Source organism: Cutibacterium nasicola (assembly GCF_052654715.2).
On record NZ_CP199745.2, the window covers coordinates 1,342,870 to 1,359,678 of the forward strand.

14 protein-coding genes and 3 pseudogenes are annotated in these 16,809 nt (G+C 62.2%); 9 read left to right on the plus strand and 8 right to left on the minus strand.

Going from position 1 to position 16,809, the window contains the following annotated elements; genetic code table 11:
* Nucleotides 1-189 precede the first annotated feature (189 nt).
* Nucleotides 190-426: pseudogene (locus ACUCCZ_RS06230) on the plus strand (amidohydrolase); the annotation flags it as partial.
* A 145-nt stretch (nucleotides 427-571) separates the two neighbouring features.
* Here ACUCCZ_RS06230 and era read toward each other — a convergent pair.
* From era to ACUCCZ_RS06250, 4 genes are read right to left on the minus strand one after another with little or no spacing between them, the layout of a single operon-like run.
* A complete protein-coding gene (era, locus tag ACUCCZ_RS06235) occupies nucleotides 572-1,594 on the minus strand; it encodes a GTPase Era (RefSeq protein WP_435916726.1) in 1,023 nt (340 codons plus the stop codon).
* Nucleotides 1,587-2,885 (minus strand): hemolysin family protein, encoded by a 1,299-nt coding sequence (locus tag ACUCCZ_RS06240; RefSeq protein ID WP_435917034.1) that lies wholly within the window; start codon nucleotides 2,883-2,885, stop codon nucleotides 1,587-1,589. The genes era and ACUCCZ_RS06240 overlap by 8 nt, the downstream gene beginning before the upstream one ends.
* The gene (ybeY, locus tag ACUCCZ_RS06245; RefSeq protein ID WP_435916727.1) at nucleotides 2,882-3,349 is read right to left on the minus strand and encodes an rRNA maturation RNase YbeY; all 468 of its coding nucleotides are present in this window, start codon (nucleotides 3,347-3,349) and stop codon (nucleotides 2,882-2,884) included. Before ybeY ends, ACUCCZ_RS06240 begins: the two co-directional genes overlap by 4 nt.
* Nucleotides 3,346-4,374 carry a PhoH family protein gene (locus tag ACUCCZ_RS06250; RefSeq protein ID WP_435916728.1) on the minus strand — a complete coding sequence of 343 codons (1,029 nt, stop codon included), beginning with the start codon at nucleotides 4,372-4,374 and terminating at the stop codon, nucleotides 3,346-3,348. Before ACUCCZ_RS06250 ends, ybeY begins: the two co-directional genes overlap by 4 nt.
* Before the next feature lie 36 nt (nucleotides 4,375-4,410).
* On the opposite strand from ACUCCZ_RS06250, the gene ACUCCZ_RS06255 reads away from it, so the two are divergent.
* Complete coding sequence (locus tag ACUCCZ_RS06255) at nucleotides 4,411-5,553, plus strand: phosphotransferase family protein (RefSeq protein WP_435916729.1); 1,143 nt, start codon at nucleotides 4,411-4,413, stop codon at nucleotides 5,551-5,553.
* 191 nt (nucleotides 5,554-5,744) lie between these two features.
* Here ACUCCZ_RS06255 and pip read toward each other — a convergent pair whose 3' ends face one another.
* Nucleotides 5,745-6,749 carry a prolyl aminopeptidase gene (gene pip / locus ACUCCZ_RS06260; protein WP_435916730.1) on the minus strand — a complete coding sequence of 335 codons (1,005 nt, stop codon included), beginning with the start codon at nucleotides 6,747-6,749 and terminating at the stop codon, nucleotides 5,745-5,747.
* 37 nt (nucleotides 6,750-6,786) lie between these two features.
* Here pip and ACUCCZ_RS06265 point away from each other — a divergent pair, with 37 nt between their 5' ends.
* A complete protein-coding gene (locus ACUCCZ_RS06265; RefSeq protein ID WP_036976556.1) occupies nucleotides 6,787-7,539 on the plus strand; it encodes a queuosine precursor transporter in 753 nt (250 codons plus the stop codon).
* 126 nt (nucleotides 7,540-7,665) lie between these two features.
* Here ACUCCZ_RS06265 and ACUCCZ_RS06270 read toward each other — a convergent pair.
* From ACUCCZ_RS06270 to tgt, 3 genes and pseudogenes are all read right to left on the minus strand, one after another.
* Nucleotides 7,666-7,832 (minus strand): annotated as a pseudogene (locus ACUCCZ_RS06270) (ABC transporter permease); the annotation flags it as partial.
* Nucleotides 7,833-8,065: 233 nt separating this feature from the next.
* Nucleotides 8,066-8,181, minus strand: a pseudogene (locus ACUCCZ_RS06275) (sensor histidine kinase); the annotation flags it as partial.
* A gap of 118 nt (nucleotides 8,182-8,299) precedes the next feature.
* Nucleotides 8,300-9,541, minus strand: coding sequence for a tRNA guanosine(34) transglycosylase Tgt (gene tgt / locus ACUCCZ_RS06280; protein WP_435916731.1), 1,242 nt, complete (start codon nucleotides 9,539-9,541; stop codon nucleotides 8,300-8,302).
* A gap of 148 nt (nucleotides 9,542-9,689) precedes the next feature.
* Here tgt and ACUCCZ_RS06285 point away from each other — a divergent pair, with 148 nt between their 5' ends.
* The 6 genes from ACUCCZ_RS06285 (at nucleotide 9,690) to ACUCCZ_RS06310 (ending at nucleotide 16,704) form a co-directional block, all read left to right on the plus strand.
* Nucleotides 9,690-10,421, plus strand: coding sequence for a hypothetical protein (locus ACUCCZ_RS06285; RefSeq protein WP_435916732.1), 732 nt, complete (start codon nucleotides 9,690-9,692; stop codon nucleotides 10,419-10,421).
* A gap of 2 nt (nucleotides 10,422-10,423) precedes the next feature.
* Nucleotides 10,424-11,653: a hypothetical protein gene (locus ACUCCZ_RS06290; RefSeq protein ID WP_435916733.1), complete on the plus strand. Its 1,230-nt coding sequence runs from the start codon at nucleotides 10,424-10,426 to the stop codon at nucleotides 11,651-11,653.
* Between the two features lie 102 nt (nucleotides 11,654-11,755).
* The gene (locus ACUCCZ_RS06295) at nucleotides 11,756-12,607 is read left to right on the plus strand and encodes an EamA family transporter (RefSeq protein WP_435916734.1); all 852 of its coding nucleotides are present in this window, start codon (nucleotides 11,756-11,758) and stop codon (nucleotides 12,605-12,607) included.
* A gap of 41 nt (nucleotides 12,608-12,648) precedes the next feature.
* Nucleotides 12,649-13,866, plus strand: a complete 1,218-nt coding sequence (locus tag ACUCCZ_RS06300) for a UDP-N-acetylglucosamine pyrophosphorylase (RefSeq protein WP_435916735.1) — start codon at nucleotides 12,649-12,651, stop codon at nucleotides 13,864-13,866.
* A 61-nt stretch (nucleotides 13,867-13,927) separates the two neighbouring features.
* Nucleotides 13,928-16,099: a RecQ family ATP-dependent DNA helicase gene (locus ACUCCZ_RS06305; RefSeq protein WP_435916736.1), complete on the plus strand. Its 2,172-nt coding sequence runs from the start codon at nucleotides 13,928-13,930 to the stop codon at nucleotides 16,097-16,099.
* Nucleotides 16,100-16,302: 203 nt separating this feature from the next.
* Complete coding sequence (locus ACUCCZ_RS06310; protein WP_435916737.1) at nucleotides 16,303-16,704, plus strand: DoxX family protein; 402 nt, start codon at nucleotides 16,303-16,305, stop codon at nucleotides 16,702-16,704.
* The last annotated feature ends 105 nt before the right edge of the window (nucleotides 16,705-16,809 follow it).

The window sequence follows — 16,809 nt, forward strand, 5'->3', positions numbered from 1 at the left end:
GAGGAGGCCACCCTTTCAACGGGCCTCGCTGCGGCACACAAGCAGGAACGCGCGCGACCGCGACATGGATCTGAGGGTACACCGCCGTCGCGAAGCCACGGTATCCTTCTCAAATCCGTCCGAAGCGTGACATCGACCGCCGCCGGCCCGAAAGCCTGACAGGGTGCCGCTGATTCCTCGGAGGCGGACAGTACCGAGCCCATCCCGCACGGGTTTGGCTTCCGGTCCTCGGTATGGGGCTCGAGCCCGGATGCCCCACAGCTCGATGCCGTGGCCGGCGACCGTGCGGTCGTCCTCGTCTCGGCTGACCTGTACTCGATGTGGTGCAATACTGCGGCGATGCGCAAACTTGGCGTCCACGGTGAGGGATTCTTCCGTGAGAAGGCCAGCTTCGACGTCCAGACCCCGCTCTCCGACGTCGATCCATGGGGTCCCGTGAGGGTAGCCGTCGAAGGGACCGTAACCCCTCGACCTGCCCGGGGAGGAACTGGCAGGGCTGACCAACGACCTGCCGATCGCCGGCGGTGAGGTGACGGCCTCAGCAATGTGAGACCGTCATCGGCCCCAGACCTCAGAATCCCAGTCGATTGAGATACCTGGGGTCGGACTGCCAGTTCGGCAGCACCTTGACTTGAAGGTCCAAGTGGATCGGCGTGCCCAGCAGAGCAGAGATCTGCTGCCTGGCCTGGGTGCCGACCTCCTTGATGTGGGATCCGTGGTGGCCGATCATGATTCCCTTCTGGGAGTCACGTTCGACGATGAGGGAGGCGTGAACGTCAAGCAGCGGACGGTCCTCCGGTCGTCCCTCACGCAGTCCCATCTCCACGATCTCCACGGCCAGGGAGTGTGGGAGCTCCTCGCGCACACCCTCCAGGGCCGCCTCGCGGATGAGTTCGGCAACGAGGGTCTCGGTCGGCTCATCGGTGACCTCGCCGTCCGGGTAGTAGGCGGGTCCCTCGGGTAGCAGGGAGGCGATGACGTCGTGGACCTCGTCGACCTGCTCACCGGAGACCGCCGAGCAGGGGATGATCTCGGCGAACTCGATGCCGACCTCCTCCTGCAGCTTGTCGATGGCGGTGAGGTGCTCAGCCATCCGCGCCGAGGAGACCAGGTCCGACTTCGTCGCCAGGGCGATGAGTGCGGGCTTCCTGGGAAGGTCAGCGATCTGCTTGACGAGGTAGGTGTCTCCCGGCCCGACCCGCTGATTGGAGGGCAGGCACACGCCGATGACGTCGACCTGGGTCCAGGTGTCGAAGACGAGGTCGTTGAGCCGCTGCCCCAACAGAGTGCGCGGCTTGTGGAGTCCGGGGGTGTCGATGACGACGATCTGGGAGTCCTCGTCGGTGACGACGCCACGGATGACGTGACGAGTCGTCTGCGGCTTCGAGGAAGCAATCGCAATCTTCGAGCCGACCAGAGCATTCGTCAGGGTCGACTTGCCTGCATTCGGACGTCCGACGAAGCACACGAACCCGGAGTGGAACCCGGCCCGGGTGGACTCGGCCACCCGGGCTGCCACGTAGTCGACGTCGGAGATCTCCTCGTCGTCGCTGTCCATGAGATCGGCCAGCGAGGGCATCTCGTCGTCACTCATCGTCGTCCTCCTCCTCTGGAGTTTCCTCGGGGGCCCGCTTCACCAGGCAGGTGTCCACCTGGTGACGTCGACCGGTCGCCTTCTCGGCAGTGATCTCGAGCCCCTCCCAGATGATGACAGATCCGGGGATCGGGACGACGGACAATTCCTTGGCCATCAAGCCACCGACGGTCTCGACATCATCATCGTCAAGCTTGAGGTCGAACAGCTCGCCCAGGTCGTCAACCGGTAGTCGGGAGGAGATTCGGAAGACTCCGTCCTCGATCTCCTCGGTGAGGGCTGGTTCGGCGTCGTACTCGTCAACGATCTCGCCGACGATCTCCTCGACGATGTCCTCGATCGTCACCAGGCCCGCGGTACCACCGAACTCGTCGACGACGACGACGAGATGGTTACGGTCGCGCTGCATCTCGCGCAGCGCCTCGTCGACCGGTTTGGAATCGGGAACGACGACTGCGGGACGCATGATCGACTCGACGGTCTCGGACGCGTAGCCCTCCGGGTTGTCAAGAACTCGACGGGAGAGGTCCTTGAGGTAGACGACGCCCCGAACGTCGTCGAGGCTCTCACCAATGACCGGCACTCGGGAGAATCCGGAACGCAGAGCCAGGGACATGGCCTGACGCAGGTTCTTGGACTGCGGGATGAAGACGACGTCAGTACGCGGGACCATGACCTCCTTGGCGAGGGTGTCGCCCAGTTCGAAGACCGAGTGGATCATCTCGCGCTCGTCGGCCTCGATGAGGTCGGAGGCCTCGGCGTAGTCGACCATCTCACGCAGCTCGGCCTCGGAGGTGAACGGGCCTTCGGCGTATCCCTTGCCAGGGGTCAGCGCATTGCCGATGAGGATGAGCAGGGCCGCGATCGGGCCCAGGACCTGCGCCACCACACCCCACGGACGCGACCAGAAGGTGCAGATCGCGGTGTCATGCTGGCGACCCAGGGTACGTGGGGCCACTCCCCAGGCCAGGAAATCGACGAAAACCATGATGGCCACGACGACGAGTACCTGCTGCCAGGGCAGATCGAAATGACCGAAGATGAGGAGCGCAACGAGAGCCGTCGCAGTCACCTCGGACAGGACTCTCACCAGCATCGCGGTGTTGATGAAGGGAGCTGGATCGGCCACCATGTCCTGCACCCGCAGATGGGGCTTCCGCCCGTCGGCGGCCAACTCCTCGGCCTTGGAATGGGACATGTGCTGAAGGGCCGTCTCCATGGCCACGTTGAGGCTTGCCAACACTGTGAAGATGAAGGCGATCGCCAGAACGACCCACTCCTGCTGCGTCACCGCTGACCTGCCTGACCTCGATGATCGTCCCATGCGGCGATGATCTCGTCGTTGAGCCCGAACATGATGCGCTTCTCCTCTGGCTCGGCGTGGTCGTGGCCGAGCAGATGAAGCAAACCGTGAATGAGGAGGTATTCCGCCTCGCCGTCAGGGGTACGGCCATTCTCGGCAGCCTGACGAGCGGTGACGCTCGGGCACAGAACGATGTCGCCGAGCAGACCGGACGGCGCATCCTCGTCGTCGCCGGGAGCGCGCATCTCGTCCATGGGAAAACTCAGCACGTCGGTCGGCCCGGGCAGGCCCATGAACCTTTCGTGGTAGGCCTCCATCGTGTCCTCGTCGACAAGGATGATCGACAGCTCCGAGGACGGATGGATGCGAAGCCGATCCAGGGCGAAGGTCGCCAGTCCGACCAGCCCCTCCTCATCGGCCGGGGAGCCGGACTCATTGGTGATGTCGATCATCGGGTCTTCCTGTTCTTGCGCGGGTTTCTGGGGCCGTGTGGCTCGACTACGGTGTCGTAACGGTCGTAGGCGGCAACGATCTTGCTGACGAGGCGATGGCGGACAACGTCACGGCTGGTGAGGTTGCAGAAGGCGATGTCGTCGATGCCGTCGAGGATGCCCTGCACCACTCGCAGACCGGAGTTCACCCCGCCGGGAAGGTCGACCTGGGTGATGTCACCGGTGACGACAATCTTGGAGCCGAACCCCAGACGGGTGAGGAACATTTTCATCTGTTGCGGTGAGGTGTTCTGGGCCTCGTCAAGGATGACGAAGGCATCGTTGAGGGTGCGACCACGCATGTAGGCCAGCGGCGCCACCTCGACGGTTCCGGCGCCGATGAGACGCGGGATGGAGTCCGGATCGACCATGTCACGCAGCGCGTCATAGAGCGGGCGCAGGTATGGGTCGATCTTTTCGGACAGTGTGCCCGGGAGGAAGCCGATCTTCTCCCCCGCCTCCACGGCCGGACGGGTGAGGATGATCCGGCTCACTTGCTTGGTCTGCAGGGCCTGAACCGCCTTGGCCATCGCCAGGTAGGTCTTGCCTGTACCAGCGGGGCCTATGCCAAAGGTGACGGTGTTGGCGTCAATGGCGTCGACATAGTGCTTCTGGTTGAGGGTCTTCGGACGAACCGTCTTGCCACGATTGCTGAGGATGTCAGCCGTCATGATTTCGGCTGGCCCCTCTCCGTTGCGGGTCATCGCGACGATCCGGTCGACGTCGTCGACCGACAGCCCCTGCCCAGTACGGATGATGGTGGTCATCTCCGTGAGGATGTCGTTGGCGTCGGCAAGATCGGCGGGATGCCCGGCGAGGTGAATCTCGTTGCCTCGCACCAGGATGTCGGCACCGAGGGCATCCTCGAGATGCTTGAGAAACTCGTCGTTGGGACCGACCAGCGTGACCATGGGAATCGATGCCGGCACCGTCACGACTCGGCGCGCTGGGCCGTGTTTGCCGGTATCGGTGTTGTGGGGGTGCAAGGTGGTGGTCAGGGCTCTCTCCGCTATGACGTGAATGTGTACTCTCTCACTGTAGACGTAGCCAACGACTGTATTGATCGCCGCGGTAGCCAGGAGGTGGAGATGGGACTGGGCTGGCTCGACGACGCCGCGTTCGTCCTGGGCACGGAGTTGTCCCTTGACGAGGTCTTGCGCGACGGGGTGCGCACCAGCGTCGCTCGGTGCTGGGTGGACGGTTCCACCGTGGCCAGCGAGGGAGCCCACACCGTCATTGCCAAGTGTTTTCGCTCCAAAGCCATGGCCCACAACTCCGGCGGTTTCGGGATCGTGCGGGAATGGGCTGGACTGGCGACGATCCCCGAGGCGCCACGGCTGCTGGCCGCTGACCTGGATCTTGGAGTCATCGTCATGGCAGATCTCGCAGCGGTGCGAACTCTCGGCGACGTGCTGTCCGGGTCTGATCCTGATGCCGCTATGGAGGCGGGCCGCGCATGGGGACGCGGTCTGGGGGCGACGATGCGCCACGCCGATGTGGCGACCTTCCGACAGCTCATCAGGAAGGCCGATCCGGAAACGCTGTCCGCAGGTGGCCCGGCCTCCCCTCGGCTATCGGGGCGCGGGGCGGTTAGGCTCGCTGAGCTGTTGGACGACGAGATGCTCAGCCCGGAGGCGTCTGCCGAGGTCAGACTGTTCGCCGAGCTCGCAGGCGGGGATGACGCCGTCCTCACCCAGGCTGATCCGTGTCCGGGAAACGTCGTCATTCCCGCGGATGGGGGTGACGCCACCTTCATCGACTTCGAGGCCAGCAGCGTCCATCACCCCGCAGTCGACGTGGCTCATCTGCAGGTACCGTGGGTCAGTTGTGACGACTCCGGGCAGGTGAATAGGGCCTTCCGAGAAGCTGCCCTGGCCGGGTACGTGGAAATCGGACCCGAGGTCAGTGATGACATGGTCGCCCTCGCTGCAACTGCAGCCACCCTTCAAACCACCGAGTTGTCCGTGGGTCCATTGCAACGTCGAGAGGTTTCCGGACGATTCGGCACTGGGCGTCAACGTCTGGTCTCGCGGTGGCGATGGGTCGCCGAACACCCTGGAAGGACGCCGGAGTTGGCGTCCCTGTGCCGCCGGGCAGCTGATCTGGCCGTCCAGGAGTGGGGTTGGCCCGGGGAATTGGAGACGGTCCCCTGCTTCCGCGGGTGATCAGTCCCGGGACAGGCCCAGGAGCGCTACGTGGTGCGAATGGATCGAGCGTCTTGGCAGGATTCCAGGGCTGTGACGGTCTCAGAATGGGTGGTGTCACCCTTGTCCTCCCGCACGACCGCACTGGTCGACGTCCTCGGACGCGGAAGAGGGCCGACACCTCTCGACGCCGGCCCTCCGAGATCCAGACCTCAGCCGCGAAACTGATCGGTGGCCTTCACCAGCTCGGAGGCGACGAGCGGCTCGAAGGCCGAGTGACCAGCCAGCACGATGCGCAGATCGGCGCTCGGCAGCACCTTGGACAGACAGAGGGCGGTGACGTCTGGGCAGCACATGTCGTAGCGGCCCTGGACGATGATCGTCGGGATGCCGGCAAGCTTGTGGGCATCACGCAACAGCTGTCCTTCCACCATGAACCCGTGATTGACGAAGTAGTGGTTCTCGATGCGGGCGAAGGCCAGCGCGAACTCCGGATCGGAGAACTCCTTGACGTGGGATGGGTCGAAGGAAAGCGAGGTGGTCGCTCCCTCCCAGGTCGTCCAGGCCACGGCCGCAGGACCGTGGACATCGGGGTCGTCGTCCCAGAGCAGGTCGTAGTAGGCGGCGATGTTGTCGCGGGAGAAGTCATGCCCGGCTCGACGCAGCGGCTCGCAGAACTTCTCCCACAGCTCAGGGAAGACCTCGGAAGCACCGAAGTTGTAGTACCAGTTCAGCTCTTGCTCGCGCAGAGTGAAGATGCCGCGCAGCACGAGTTCGGTCACCCGCTCGGGATGACTCTCGGCGTAGGCCAGGGACAGACATGATCCCCAGGACCCGCCGAAGACCTGCCAGCGCTCGATGCCGAGTAGCTCCCGGATGGTCTCGAGATCCTCGACGAGCTTCCAGGTGGTGTTGGTGGTCATCTCCTCCGGAGTGCGAGCCTTGGCAATGTGCGGGGTCGACAGACCGCAACCGCGTTGGTCGAGGACGACGATGCGGTAGGCCTCGGGGTCGAAGAAACGACGGCGCTCGACACCGCCACCGCCGCCAGGGCCACCATGCAGGAAGACCACCGGCTTGCCATTGGGGTTGCCATACTGCTCGACGTAAAGCTGTTGACCATCACCCACATCGACCATCCGGGTGTCATAAGGCTCGATCGGCGGGTAAAGATCTCGCTGTGGGCTGATGCTGAGTTCCGAGCTTGCAAGGGTCACGGAAACCTCCTTTGGTTGTGGTCGTCACCTCGATGGTATTTCTCAACACGGATACCATTTCGCCGTGACATCAGACTCCTCCAGCCGCAGATCATCTGCCACCATCCGCCCGACGTATGCCGATCGCGGGTCTGGGCACTACGACATCCTTCTAACCCTCATGTGTGTCGTGGTCATCCTGTCGAACATCGGCGGATCGAAGGGAGTCCAGCTCGGCCCCATCACCACCGACGGCGGGTTCTTCCTCTTCCCGCTCGCCTACGTCATGGGAGACATCACCACTGAGATCTACGGGATCAAGGCTGCTCGCCGGGCCATCGTCATGGGGTTCATATGTGCAATCCTCTCGGTGCTGTGCTTCTGGGCGATCATTGCCCTTCCGGGGTTCACCGATCCCTACTCTGTGGCTCATGACGCCGCCCTCGAGATGTCGCTGGGACCGCTGTGGCAGATGGTGCTGGCCGGTGCGTGCGGATTCCTCGCCGGGCAGTTCACGAATTCGGTCATCATGGTTCGTCTCAAGGCCAAGTGGTTGGAGCGCGGCCTGGTCGGTCGACTGATGGGGTCCACCGGCGCTGGTGAGGCCGTCGACACCGTCATCTTCTGCGCCATCGCGGCACCAGTCGTCGGAATCACCAGCTTCGGCCAGTGGTGTAACTACGCCTTCTTCGGATTCTTGTGGAAGACCCTCGTTGAGTACGCCTGCATCCCGATCACGACTCGCATCATCGCGTGGATCAAGAAGCGTGAGCCGACCTACCAGGAGAGGCTGGCAGCAGCTCAGCACTGACGCTGTGCCTCGAAATACCGGCGAAATCTGCCAATAAACGCCGATGGTGACGTTGCCATCATGGTGTCGGGCCGATTTTTGGCAGATTTCGCTGACAGTCCCGTACACCAGCACCTTCGAACGTCGCGCCACGAATTCGTTCGGCCTCCAAGCGTTCTCGACGCTGACCCGGCCGTTCGTCCGCAAGATCGAGTGTCGATAGATCCTTTCTCCTGCGAGCACGGAGAACGCCATGAGGACAAGGGCCACCGCCGCGCGCGATGACCGAGCATGCGCAGCGGAATGAAGACCAGCCGTCACCCTGAAACTTGCGATCGGCCTCGGCCTCATCGGCAGCCCGAACCACCTCGATCTTGTCCATTACCTCGCTGACGGCCAGGTCCCACTGGGACACCTCTCGGTAGATCTCGCTCAAGCTCGAGCGAAGATGGTCCAGCTTGATCAGTCCGCCACGGTTCATCGGCTCGGTGACGATGATCTCGAGGAGACGGTCGATCTGAGTGGAACCACGGAATTCGACGAGGGCGATGGTGCCGCCCAGGACCTCGACCCGCTCGGGCATCCCGTCGATCATCACCCTGGTCGAGGGAGCCGATCGAATCGACCGACCATTATCAGTGACCCCACCTCGACGTCGTCATCGACGTCAAGGGCGTCCATCGCCACGAAGGCCACGATCGACTCTCGCGTTCGCGAGCGTCACGAGTGGCGCCTTCAGTCTCTTCCGTCGCGAGGCCGAGGATGAGGGAGAACAGGCATATCAGTTGGCCTTGACCAACCTTCCACCGTTGATATTCCAACGACCCATGAAATCGGTCTCGAGAGCGTCGAGCTCTCCATGCCGCATGGCAGCGCGAATCTGATCGACGAGCCGAACCGTCCAGCGTTCGTTGTGGATCGTCGCCAGGGTGTTGGCTAGCATCTCCCTCGCCTTGAACAGGTGGTGGAGGTAGGCACGGGAGTAATGGGTGCAGGTGTAGCAGTCACAGCCCTCCTCCAACGGACCGAAGTCACGCCGGAATCGGGCGGTGTTGACGTTGTAGCGCCCATCGACGGTGTAGATGGCGGCGTTGCGGGCCACCCGGGAGGGGTTGACGCAGTCGAAGGTGTCGACACCCGCACGGCAGGCGGCGAAGAGGTCGTCAGGCTCGGAGATGCCCAGCAGGTGACGGGGACGATCTTCCGGCAGTTCCTCGGCACACCAGGTGACGATCCGCCCAAGATTGACCTTCTCGATGGCACCTCCCAGGCCAAAGCCGTCGAATCGCTGGCCGTCAATCTCCATCTGCGACAGATCCCGGCAGGCCTTGCGGCGCAGGTCCTCGTACTGAGCACCCTGGACGACCCCGAAGAGGGCTTGGTAGGGCTTGCCGACCCGGGCCTCGGTGAGGCGACGATGCTCGGCCAGGCAGCGTTCGGCCCACCGTCGCGTACGCTCCAACGCCTCCTCCTGGTAGGAGCGGGTGTTCATGAGCGTGGTCAGCTCGTCGAAGGCGAACATGATGTCCGCACCGAGACAGTGCTGAATCCCCATCGACACCTCAGGGGTGAAGCGATGAAGGTCACCGTTGAGGGGGCTGCGGAAGGTGACGCCGTTCTCGTCGACCATGGCCTTACGGTCGGCGTCGGCAGCCATGACGTCATCCTCGGTCAGCTCGGAGATGTCCATCGCCAGAGTCTTCTTGAACCCGGCGCCGAGGCTGAGCACCTGGAAGCCACCGGAATCGGTGAAAGTAGGGCCGCTCCAGTTCATGAACTGGCCCAGTCCTCCGGCCTCATCGACAAGTTCTGGTCCTGGCTGCAGGAAAAGGTGGTAGGCGTTGGCCAGCACGGCCTGAGCCCCCAGTGCCGCCACGGATTCAGGTAGCAGGGACTTGACGGTCGCCTTGGTCCCGACGACAACGAAGGCCGGGGTCTCGACGGAGCCGTGTGGTGTGTGGATGATGCCGGTGCGCCCGCAGGCGTCGTCAAGACGTGAGGTGACCTCGAAGCCGAATGACATGGGCGCCATTGTATTGGCGAGTCCAACCCAGGTACGCCGAACCAGAGGGGACCAATACCCTACCCTGCCCTTCTCCGGTACGGGCCTGTTGCTAGCGTGTAGCTACGCTGTGAGCAATGTGGCTCACCTCCGAGAAGGAAAGATACCCATGAAAGCTGTTCATACTCTGGGGATGGCCGTCGTCGGCGCATTGCTCACCGCGACGACCTCCGTAGCACCAGTACATGCGACTGCGTGGGATAGTGACATCGACACGTTGATGCGGTTCACGCCTGAATCGACGAGAACGGATGTGATCAAAGGCGTTGAGTCCTTGGCTGGTCAACGCAACGAGTCACCGGAACAGACTGCTGAGTTCCTCGTTGCAGAAGTCACTCGCGAAGCCCGCGAGTCGGGTTTCGGCGGCTTCGCGACGAGATCGTCATCGAGCGGTTCCGAAGACTGCCCCGCCCATCCTCTTGAGGCCAAGCATCGTGGTGACATCATGTGGACAGCTGCCGGACCTGCTGGCATATCGACGTGGAATCATGTTGCTCTGTACGCCGATCCTAATCGCCTCGCGGAAGCCCCCGGATTAAGGAAAACTACTCGAACGATTTACGCAAGATCGAAATGTGTATCTCGCAATTGGGGGCGATATGGCCTCAAAGGCATACCCTGGTCGGCGCGAGAAAACGCAAAGACCTGGGCATATGCCCACCTCGGTAGACCATACAAGAAAGAATTCTGGAACAATAAGAAGGTTGAGGACTCCCATTACAATTGTTCCCAGTTCGTGTGGGCAGCATACAAGACCTCCGGATATGACCTTGATTCCGATGGCGGACCAGGTGTTTACCCTGATGACATTCGAGACAGTCATTATCTCGTGCATTACTGAAGATGAAAACCGCATCAACCATCATGAAATCAGCACATGAAGGTCGCAAGCGCACGAGGCTTGCGACCTTCATGGTGGCGGTGATCTGTGTCATCACGACCACCGCCTGCGCAACGGTCCAGACGACGCCCATCGGTGAAACCGATACGCTTCCCGCCGATGTCAGGATCGCGACAGCTTGGAGCCAACCAGATGACCCCATCTTCAATCGTCCGGGGCTCTTGTCCCTCGACGGCGACACCACCCATGCAGTCAAAAAACTGGACAACGCACCCCGATACACTAGCGTCGGCTCCGATACTGACGGGAACGTTGCCTTCATCGACTTCTCCAACATGTACGTCATAGGGAAATCAGGAACCAGGATCATACCCCGGACAGATCCTTACGTATCGGATTCAGCCTTCACCCAGCCTTATCCCCTCAGAGACGGAGAATTCGCATTCTTGTCAAATTGGGGTGACGATCCATCAAATCCCGACAAATACACATTCCTCCTCGAATTCACCGATGGCACATCAATGCACATACCACACTGGGTTTCCGACCTTGCCATGTGCAACAATCAAATCTACGGGATGGCGTGGGACACGAACCGAGATCCCACGAGAGTGCAACTATTCCGCATCGACCAACAACACCGCAAGACAATAGACTTAGGACCCTTTCTGACAACAGAGTGGGGTTTGCACCCCGAAAGCGGCCTCACATGTCGCGGCGGGGAACTCGTCGTGCGACTGGGGGCAACATCATGGAACAAGAAGGCGACATATCCTCAAACCACCCTGGCATTCTTCAACCTGAAAACAGGATCAGCCCGGCAAATCCCGATCACCGATGAACACGGAAAACCCCTCAATACGATCGACGGCGGAGGAGTCCGTGAAGACAGCAGCGGTGGCGGCTCAGACGCGGTCATCATGGGACATGAATTCATCTGGACCCTCCTGTCCGGACAGGTCGTGGCCACTGACCTGACCACTGGAAAATCCCGCCTCATCGTGAACACCCACCTGGCCACAGACCAGGGAAAACCACCTCGAATCCAAGGCAAAACCGTCGGAGTGATCGACACCTCCACCGACACCCCCACCATCCGCCTTTACGATCTGGAAACCGGAGCCATGATCAAAGAAGTGGACTCATCAGCAGCCAAGGAAGCCCACGAACGCTCCGGAGGTGCATTTTCTGACCTAACCCTGTCAGGATTCGCCCTGGTGGTGCCGCGCTGAGGTCAGCCACAGAACCGATACACCGAGTGTGGGGCATCGATCCAGACCCTCCAGGGCGCGACGAGCCGACAGCAGCGCCATGATCGTGGCAGGTGCGCCACTATGGTGGGCCCCGTGCGCGGAGTTCTTTTCATGTTAGGAGCTGTCCTCTCAGTTCAAATCGGGGGAGCTTTGGCTGCCACCCTCATCCCTCAGGTGGGACCGCTGGGAACCGTTGCGTTGCGAATGTCGCTGGCCGCCCTTCTCATGGCCCCTGTCGTCAGACCTCATCTACACGACCACACCCGCGACGACTGGATGAGGGTGCTGGCTCTGGTCATCGCCCTGGGCGGCTTAAACACCGCCTTCTACTTCTCCCTGGAGCGATTGCCGCTGGGTGTGGCAGTGACCGTCGAGTTCCTCGGGCCACTGGGGATGGCCGCCCTGGGAAGCCACTCAGTGCGTGACTGGTTGGCGATCCTGCTCGCTCTGGGCGGTGTCGTCGGGGTCTCCGGGGCCCTCAATGCCGATTGGGCCAGCATCAGCATTCTCGGCCTCCTGCTGGCCTTCACCGCCGGTATCTTCTGGGCCCTCTACGCCAAGTCAGCACAACTCGTCGGGGCGAGTTGGTCGAAGCTCGAGGGGTTGTGGTGGGCCATCGCGCTGAACTCGGTCGTCCTGCTGCCGATCGGATTCGTTGCCCAGGAGGCTGACCTCGTCCAGCCCCGCCACCTCCTCATTGGTCTCGTGGTAGCCCTGATGTCCTCCGCCCTGCCCTACAGCCTGGAGATGTACGCCCTGCGCCACATTGACACCACGGTCTATGGCGTCTTCACCGGTATGGAACCGGCCGTGGCCGCAACCGCAGGATTCTTCATCCTGGGCCAGACCCTCACCCCGGTGCAGATGGTTGGCATGGCTTTCGTCGTCGCAGCGGCCTGGCTCGTCATGGCCCGCGGCCGTCAACACGACTGACTACGCTGGTCGGTACGAACCGCCACCCGAAAGGACCATCGATGGACGTCAACTCCCCTGCGCTGCAACCGCGTGGCCTGGAGAAAGTGGCCACGCTCATCGACAAGGGGGTGCGCATCCCCAATCCGTTGACCGTCGACATTGACGACGACGTCGACGTCGACAACATCAGCGGTGACGGTGTCGTCATTGGCCCCGGATGTCGGATTCGTGGCCGTCGCACGGTCATCTCCGCCGGGTGTGTGCTCGGCGATGAAGCACCCATGACGATCCAGGACTGCCAGCTCGGCACCGGGGTCAAGCTCAAGGGCGGCTTCGCCCAGGACGCCGTCTTCTTGGCTGGTTCGAACATGGGGTCGGGAGCCCACGTCCGAGCGGGCACGATTCTCGAGGAGGAAGCCGGCGGGGCTCACACTGTCGGCCTCAAACAGACCGTCCTCATGCCCTTCGTCACCTTGGGCAGTCTCATCAATTTCTGCGACGTTCTCATGACCGGTGGCACCTCGCGTTCCAACCATTCCGAGGTCGGTTCCTCATATATTCACTTCAACTTCACTCCCGACGGCGACAAGACGACGGCATCCCTCTTCGGTGACGTCCCGCATGGGGTGTTGCTCAATCAGCACCCGATCTTCCTCGGCGGTCAGGGCGGGACGGTCGGGCCGGTGGTGACCGGATTCGGAACAGTGGTCGGGGCTGGGTCTATCCTTCGTGACGACATCACTGACGACGACCAGCTCGTCCTCACTCCTCCGCCCGCCGGTAGGCAGCGTCCGGTGACCCCGGCCAGCTACGCCAAGCTCGATCGCATCATCGCTCATAACGTCACTTATCTGGGCAACCTTTCTGCTCTACAAGCCTGGTACCACCAGATTCGTCGTCTCTTCATGTCCCGTGACCGCCTCTCAGGACTGGTCTGGCAAGGCGCTCTCGACAACCTCACCTCAGCACGAAAGGAGCGAGTCAAGCGGCTCAAGTCCCTCATCGGCAAGGTTCAGCCGACCGATGCCGGGCGTGCTCAGCTGGTCGAGAATGGTGAGGCATTCCTCACGTCCCTCAACGCGGTAGACTCCCCCGCCCCAGCGGAGGTTGTACGCCGCTGCGGCGCGGCTGCCAATGCTGGTGCCGAATACCTCGACGTTGTCCAAGCTCTCGACGAGACCGCCCGAGACCAGGTCGTCGCATGGCTGACGGGAGTCGTCACTGCCCAGCAAGACCAGGCACAAGCAGCCATTGAGCACCTACCTCTGCCGTTCTGACAACGCTGTTCTCCTGTTGCGCCGGAGCTGTCCCACGAAACTGTCATGCGTCCCGGAAAGAATGACGACAGAAGGAGGGGCCATGACGGCAGACACCGAAGCAGTACAGAATACACAGAATTTGCGAGCCCAAGGACTGGCCATCCTTCGCCGTCTCGTCGGTCGCGACGATGCTGATTTCCACCCCGGACAGTGGGAGGCCATCGAAGCTCTCGTCGCCCATCATCGTCGAGCGCTCGTCGTCCAGCGCACCGGCTGGGGAAAGTCGGCGGTTTACTTTGTCGCCACCCTGCTTCAGCGTGCCACGGGTTCAGGGCCAACCCTCATCGTCTCCCCTCTCATCGCTCTTATGCGCGATCAAGTGGCTTCCGCGACACGGGCCGGAGTGCGGGCGGCAGCGATCTCGTCGGCGAATGCCACCGAATGGGCCGAGATCATCCGCCGCCTCGACACCGACGATCTCGATGTCCTCTTGATATCCCCCGAGCGCCTCGTCAATCCCACATTCGCCAGTCGGCAACTGCCCGAGTTGGTGCGGAGAATGGGCATGCTGGTTATTGACGAGGCCCATTGCATCTCAGACTGGGGACACGACTTTCGTCCTGATTATCGACGCATTCGCACACTGGTCTCCGCCTTGTCGCTCACGATCCCCGTACTCGCAACGACGGCAACCGCGAATTCCCGTGTGGTCCAGGATGTGGCCGAGCAGATTGCCCCCAGCGCTGATGATGTGTTCATCCTGCGTGGGCCACTAGCCCGGGCATCATTACGACTCGGGGTCCTCAATTTGTCTGATTCTTCCAGCCGGCTCGGTTGGCTCGTCCAGCACCTCGGTGAGCTCCCCGGGTCGGGAATCATCTACTGCTTGACGGTGCCAACGGCCGAAGATACCGCCCGCGCCCTGGCCATGGCCGGTCACAATGTGAAGGCATACACCGGACGCACCGATGCCGAAGCACGGGGCGAGCTTGAGGAAGCGCTGCGCAATAATCAGGTCAAGGCCTTGGTGGCAACAAGTGCCCTAGGCATGGGCTTCGACAAGCCAGACCTCGGTTTCGTCGTGCACCTGGGAGCACCGAGCTCCCCGATTGCGTATTACCAGCAGGTAGGGCGTGCTGGTCGCGCCACCGACAACGCCGATGTCTTGTTGCTTCCCGGCCCAGAGGATCCCGACATCTGGAGCTACTTCGCCACCGCTTCGATGCCGACCCAGGAACGCGCCGATGGCGTACTCGCAGCACTAGCCGGCGGCCAAGTGCTGTCCATCCCGGCGCTGGAGACGCGAGTCAACATGAGGCGTGGCCAGTTGGGTTTACTGCTGAAGGTCATGGCCGTTGACGGCTCGGTTACGAAAGTTCGAGATGGGTGGCAGGCCACTGGCAAGCCGTGGACGCTCGATACTGAACGTTACGAGCGTATCTTCCTGTCACGTCTTGGGGAGCAGCAGGCCATGCTCGCCTATGAGCGCTCACAGACCTGTCGTATGGCCTTTCTCACTGGGCAGCTTGACGATCCGTTGACGGCCCCATGTGGACGCTGCGACGTTTGCGCTGGGCAGTGGTACCCAACCGGCGTCGATCCGTCAGCCTCTGAAACGGCCATTGAGTCCCTGCGGAGGGTGGGGGTACCGGTAGAGCCACGCACCACCTGGCCATCGGGGATGGAGGCTCTCCAGGTTGGGCTGAAAGGGCGTATCCCTGCCGACGAAATTGCTGAAGAGGGTCGGGGCATTGCCAGGCTCACCGATCTTGGTTGGGGAGAGGCACTGCGCACGCTACTGCGCTCCGACGCCGATGGGGTCCCCATCGATGCCGAGATCACCTCGGCGTTGGCACAGGCGTGCTTACAGGTGTTGGCTGAATGGGACTGGGAGCAGCGCCCAGCCGCGGTCGTGCGCGTCCCGTCACTTACCCGTCCGCGTCTCATTGATTCACTGGCTTCGGGGATCGCCCGGGTTGGCCAGCTGCAAGACCTTGGCTGGCTCGATCTGGCGGACGGAGCTACCCGCCTTCAGTCATCCACCAACTCGGCCTACCGACTCCGTGACGTCCATGACCGCTTTGGTGTCGGGCCGGAACTGATGTCTCGACTATCCCATCTTGGCGGGGCATCGGTCCTCCTTGTCGACGACGTCATCTCTAGCCGATGGACTATGACAGTCGCTGCACGATCGTTGCGACGAGCTGGAGCCGGGCACGTCCTTCCACTGGCTCTCGCCCTGTCTGCTTGACCCTCGTCTCCGCCGCCGCGACCGAATGTTGCCCCCATCGAGGTGTCACGGACGTGAAACGGCAACCCGACGTGAGCTCGACGGTCGAGAGCGGGTTCACGTCACCTACACGCGAACGTCACCGCACCAACAAGCCCCTCACGGCGCACGGCGAGCCGTCATGAGCCACGATAGAAGTAGCGTCAACCTAATCAGGAGGATCAATGTCTTTTGCCAAATTCACCGCCCGTGCCCTGCTGTCGACCATCTTCGTCACCGGCGGCCTTGGGGAATTCAAGAATGCCGATCAGCTTTCCGGGGCCGTCAACGAACGGCTCGCCAAGCTCCCGGGGTCGACCCGCTCCCAGATCCCTGAGGTCGATTCTGAGTTGCTGGTCAAGATCAATGGAGGCACCATGCTGACCGCTGGTTCCTTGCTGGCCCTCGGCATCAAGCCGCGCCTGGCCGCCACCATTCTGGCCGCCCAGCTCGTCCCGGTCACCGCTGCTGGACACGCTTTCTGGGAGAAGGAAGGCGCCGAGAAGCAAGGCGACCAGATCCAGTTCTTCAAGAATCTTGGCCTTGTTGGCGGCCTACTCGCTGTCGCCCTTGATGGCGCCAAGTAATCTCTCGCCCCAACGACGCATACGGGGTCGGACAGATGGCATCTGTCCGACCCCGTTGTTTTTCACCCCGGAAAACCAACACAACGCAACTCCTTGACAACATAC

What these genes read in the sequence shown, in the direction of transcription:
- era (WP_435916726.1), bottom strand. Translation starts at nt 1,594, where the DNA reads ATGAGTGACGACGAGATGCCCTCGCTGGCCGATCTCATGGACAGCGAC.
- ACUCCZ_RS06310 (WP_435916737.1), top strand. Translation starts at nt 16,303, where the DNA reads ATGTCTTTTGCCAAATTCACCGCCCGTGCCCTGCTGTCGACCATCTTC.
- ACUCCZ_RS06290 (WP_435916733.1), top strand. Translation starts at nt 10,424, where the DNA reads ATGAAAACCGCATCAACCATCATGAAATCAGCACATGAAGGTCGCAAG.
- ACUCCZ_RS06300 (WP_435916735.1), top strand. Translation starts at nt 12,649, where the DNA reads ATGGACGTCAACTCCCCTGCGCTGCAACCGCGTGGCCTGGAGAAAGTG.
- ACUCCZ_RS06285 (WP_435916732.1), top strand. Translation starts at nt 9,690, where the DNA reads ATGAAAGCTGTTCATACTCTGGGGATGGCCGTCGTCGGCGCATTGCTC.
- ACUCCZ_RS06295 (WP_435916734.1), top strand. Translation starts at nt 11,756, where the DNA reads ATGGTGGGCCCCGTGCGCGGAGTTCTTTTCATGTTAGGAGCTGTCCTC.
- ybeY (WP_435916727.1), bottom strand. Translation starts at nt 3,349, where the DNA reads ATGATCGACATCACCAATGAGTCCGGCTCCCCGGCCGATGAGGAGGGG.
- ACUCCZ_RS06305 (WP_435916736.1), top strand. Translation starts at nt 13,928, where the DNA reads ATGACGACAGAAGGAGGGGCCATGACGGCAGACACCGAAGCAGTACAG.
- tgt (WP_435916731.1), bottom strand. Translation starts at nt 9,541, where the DNA reads ATGTCATTCGGCTTCGAGGTCACCTCACGTCTTGACGACGCCTGCGGG.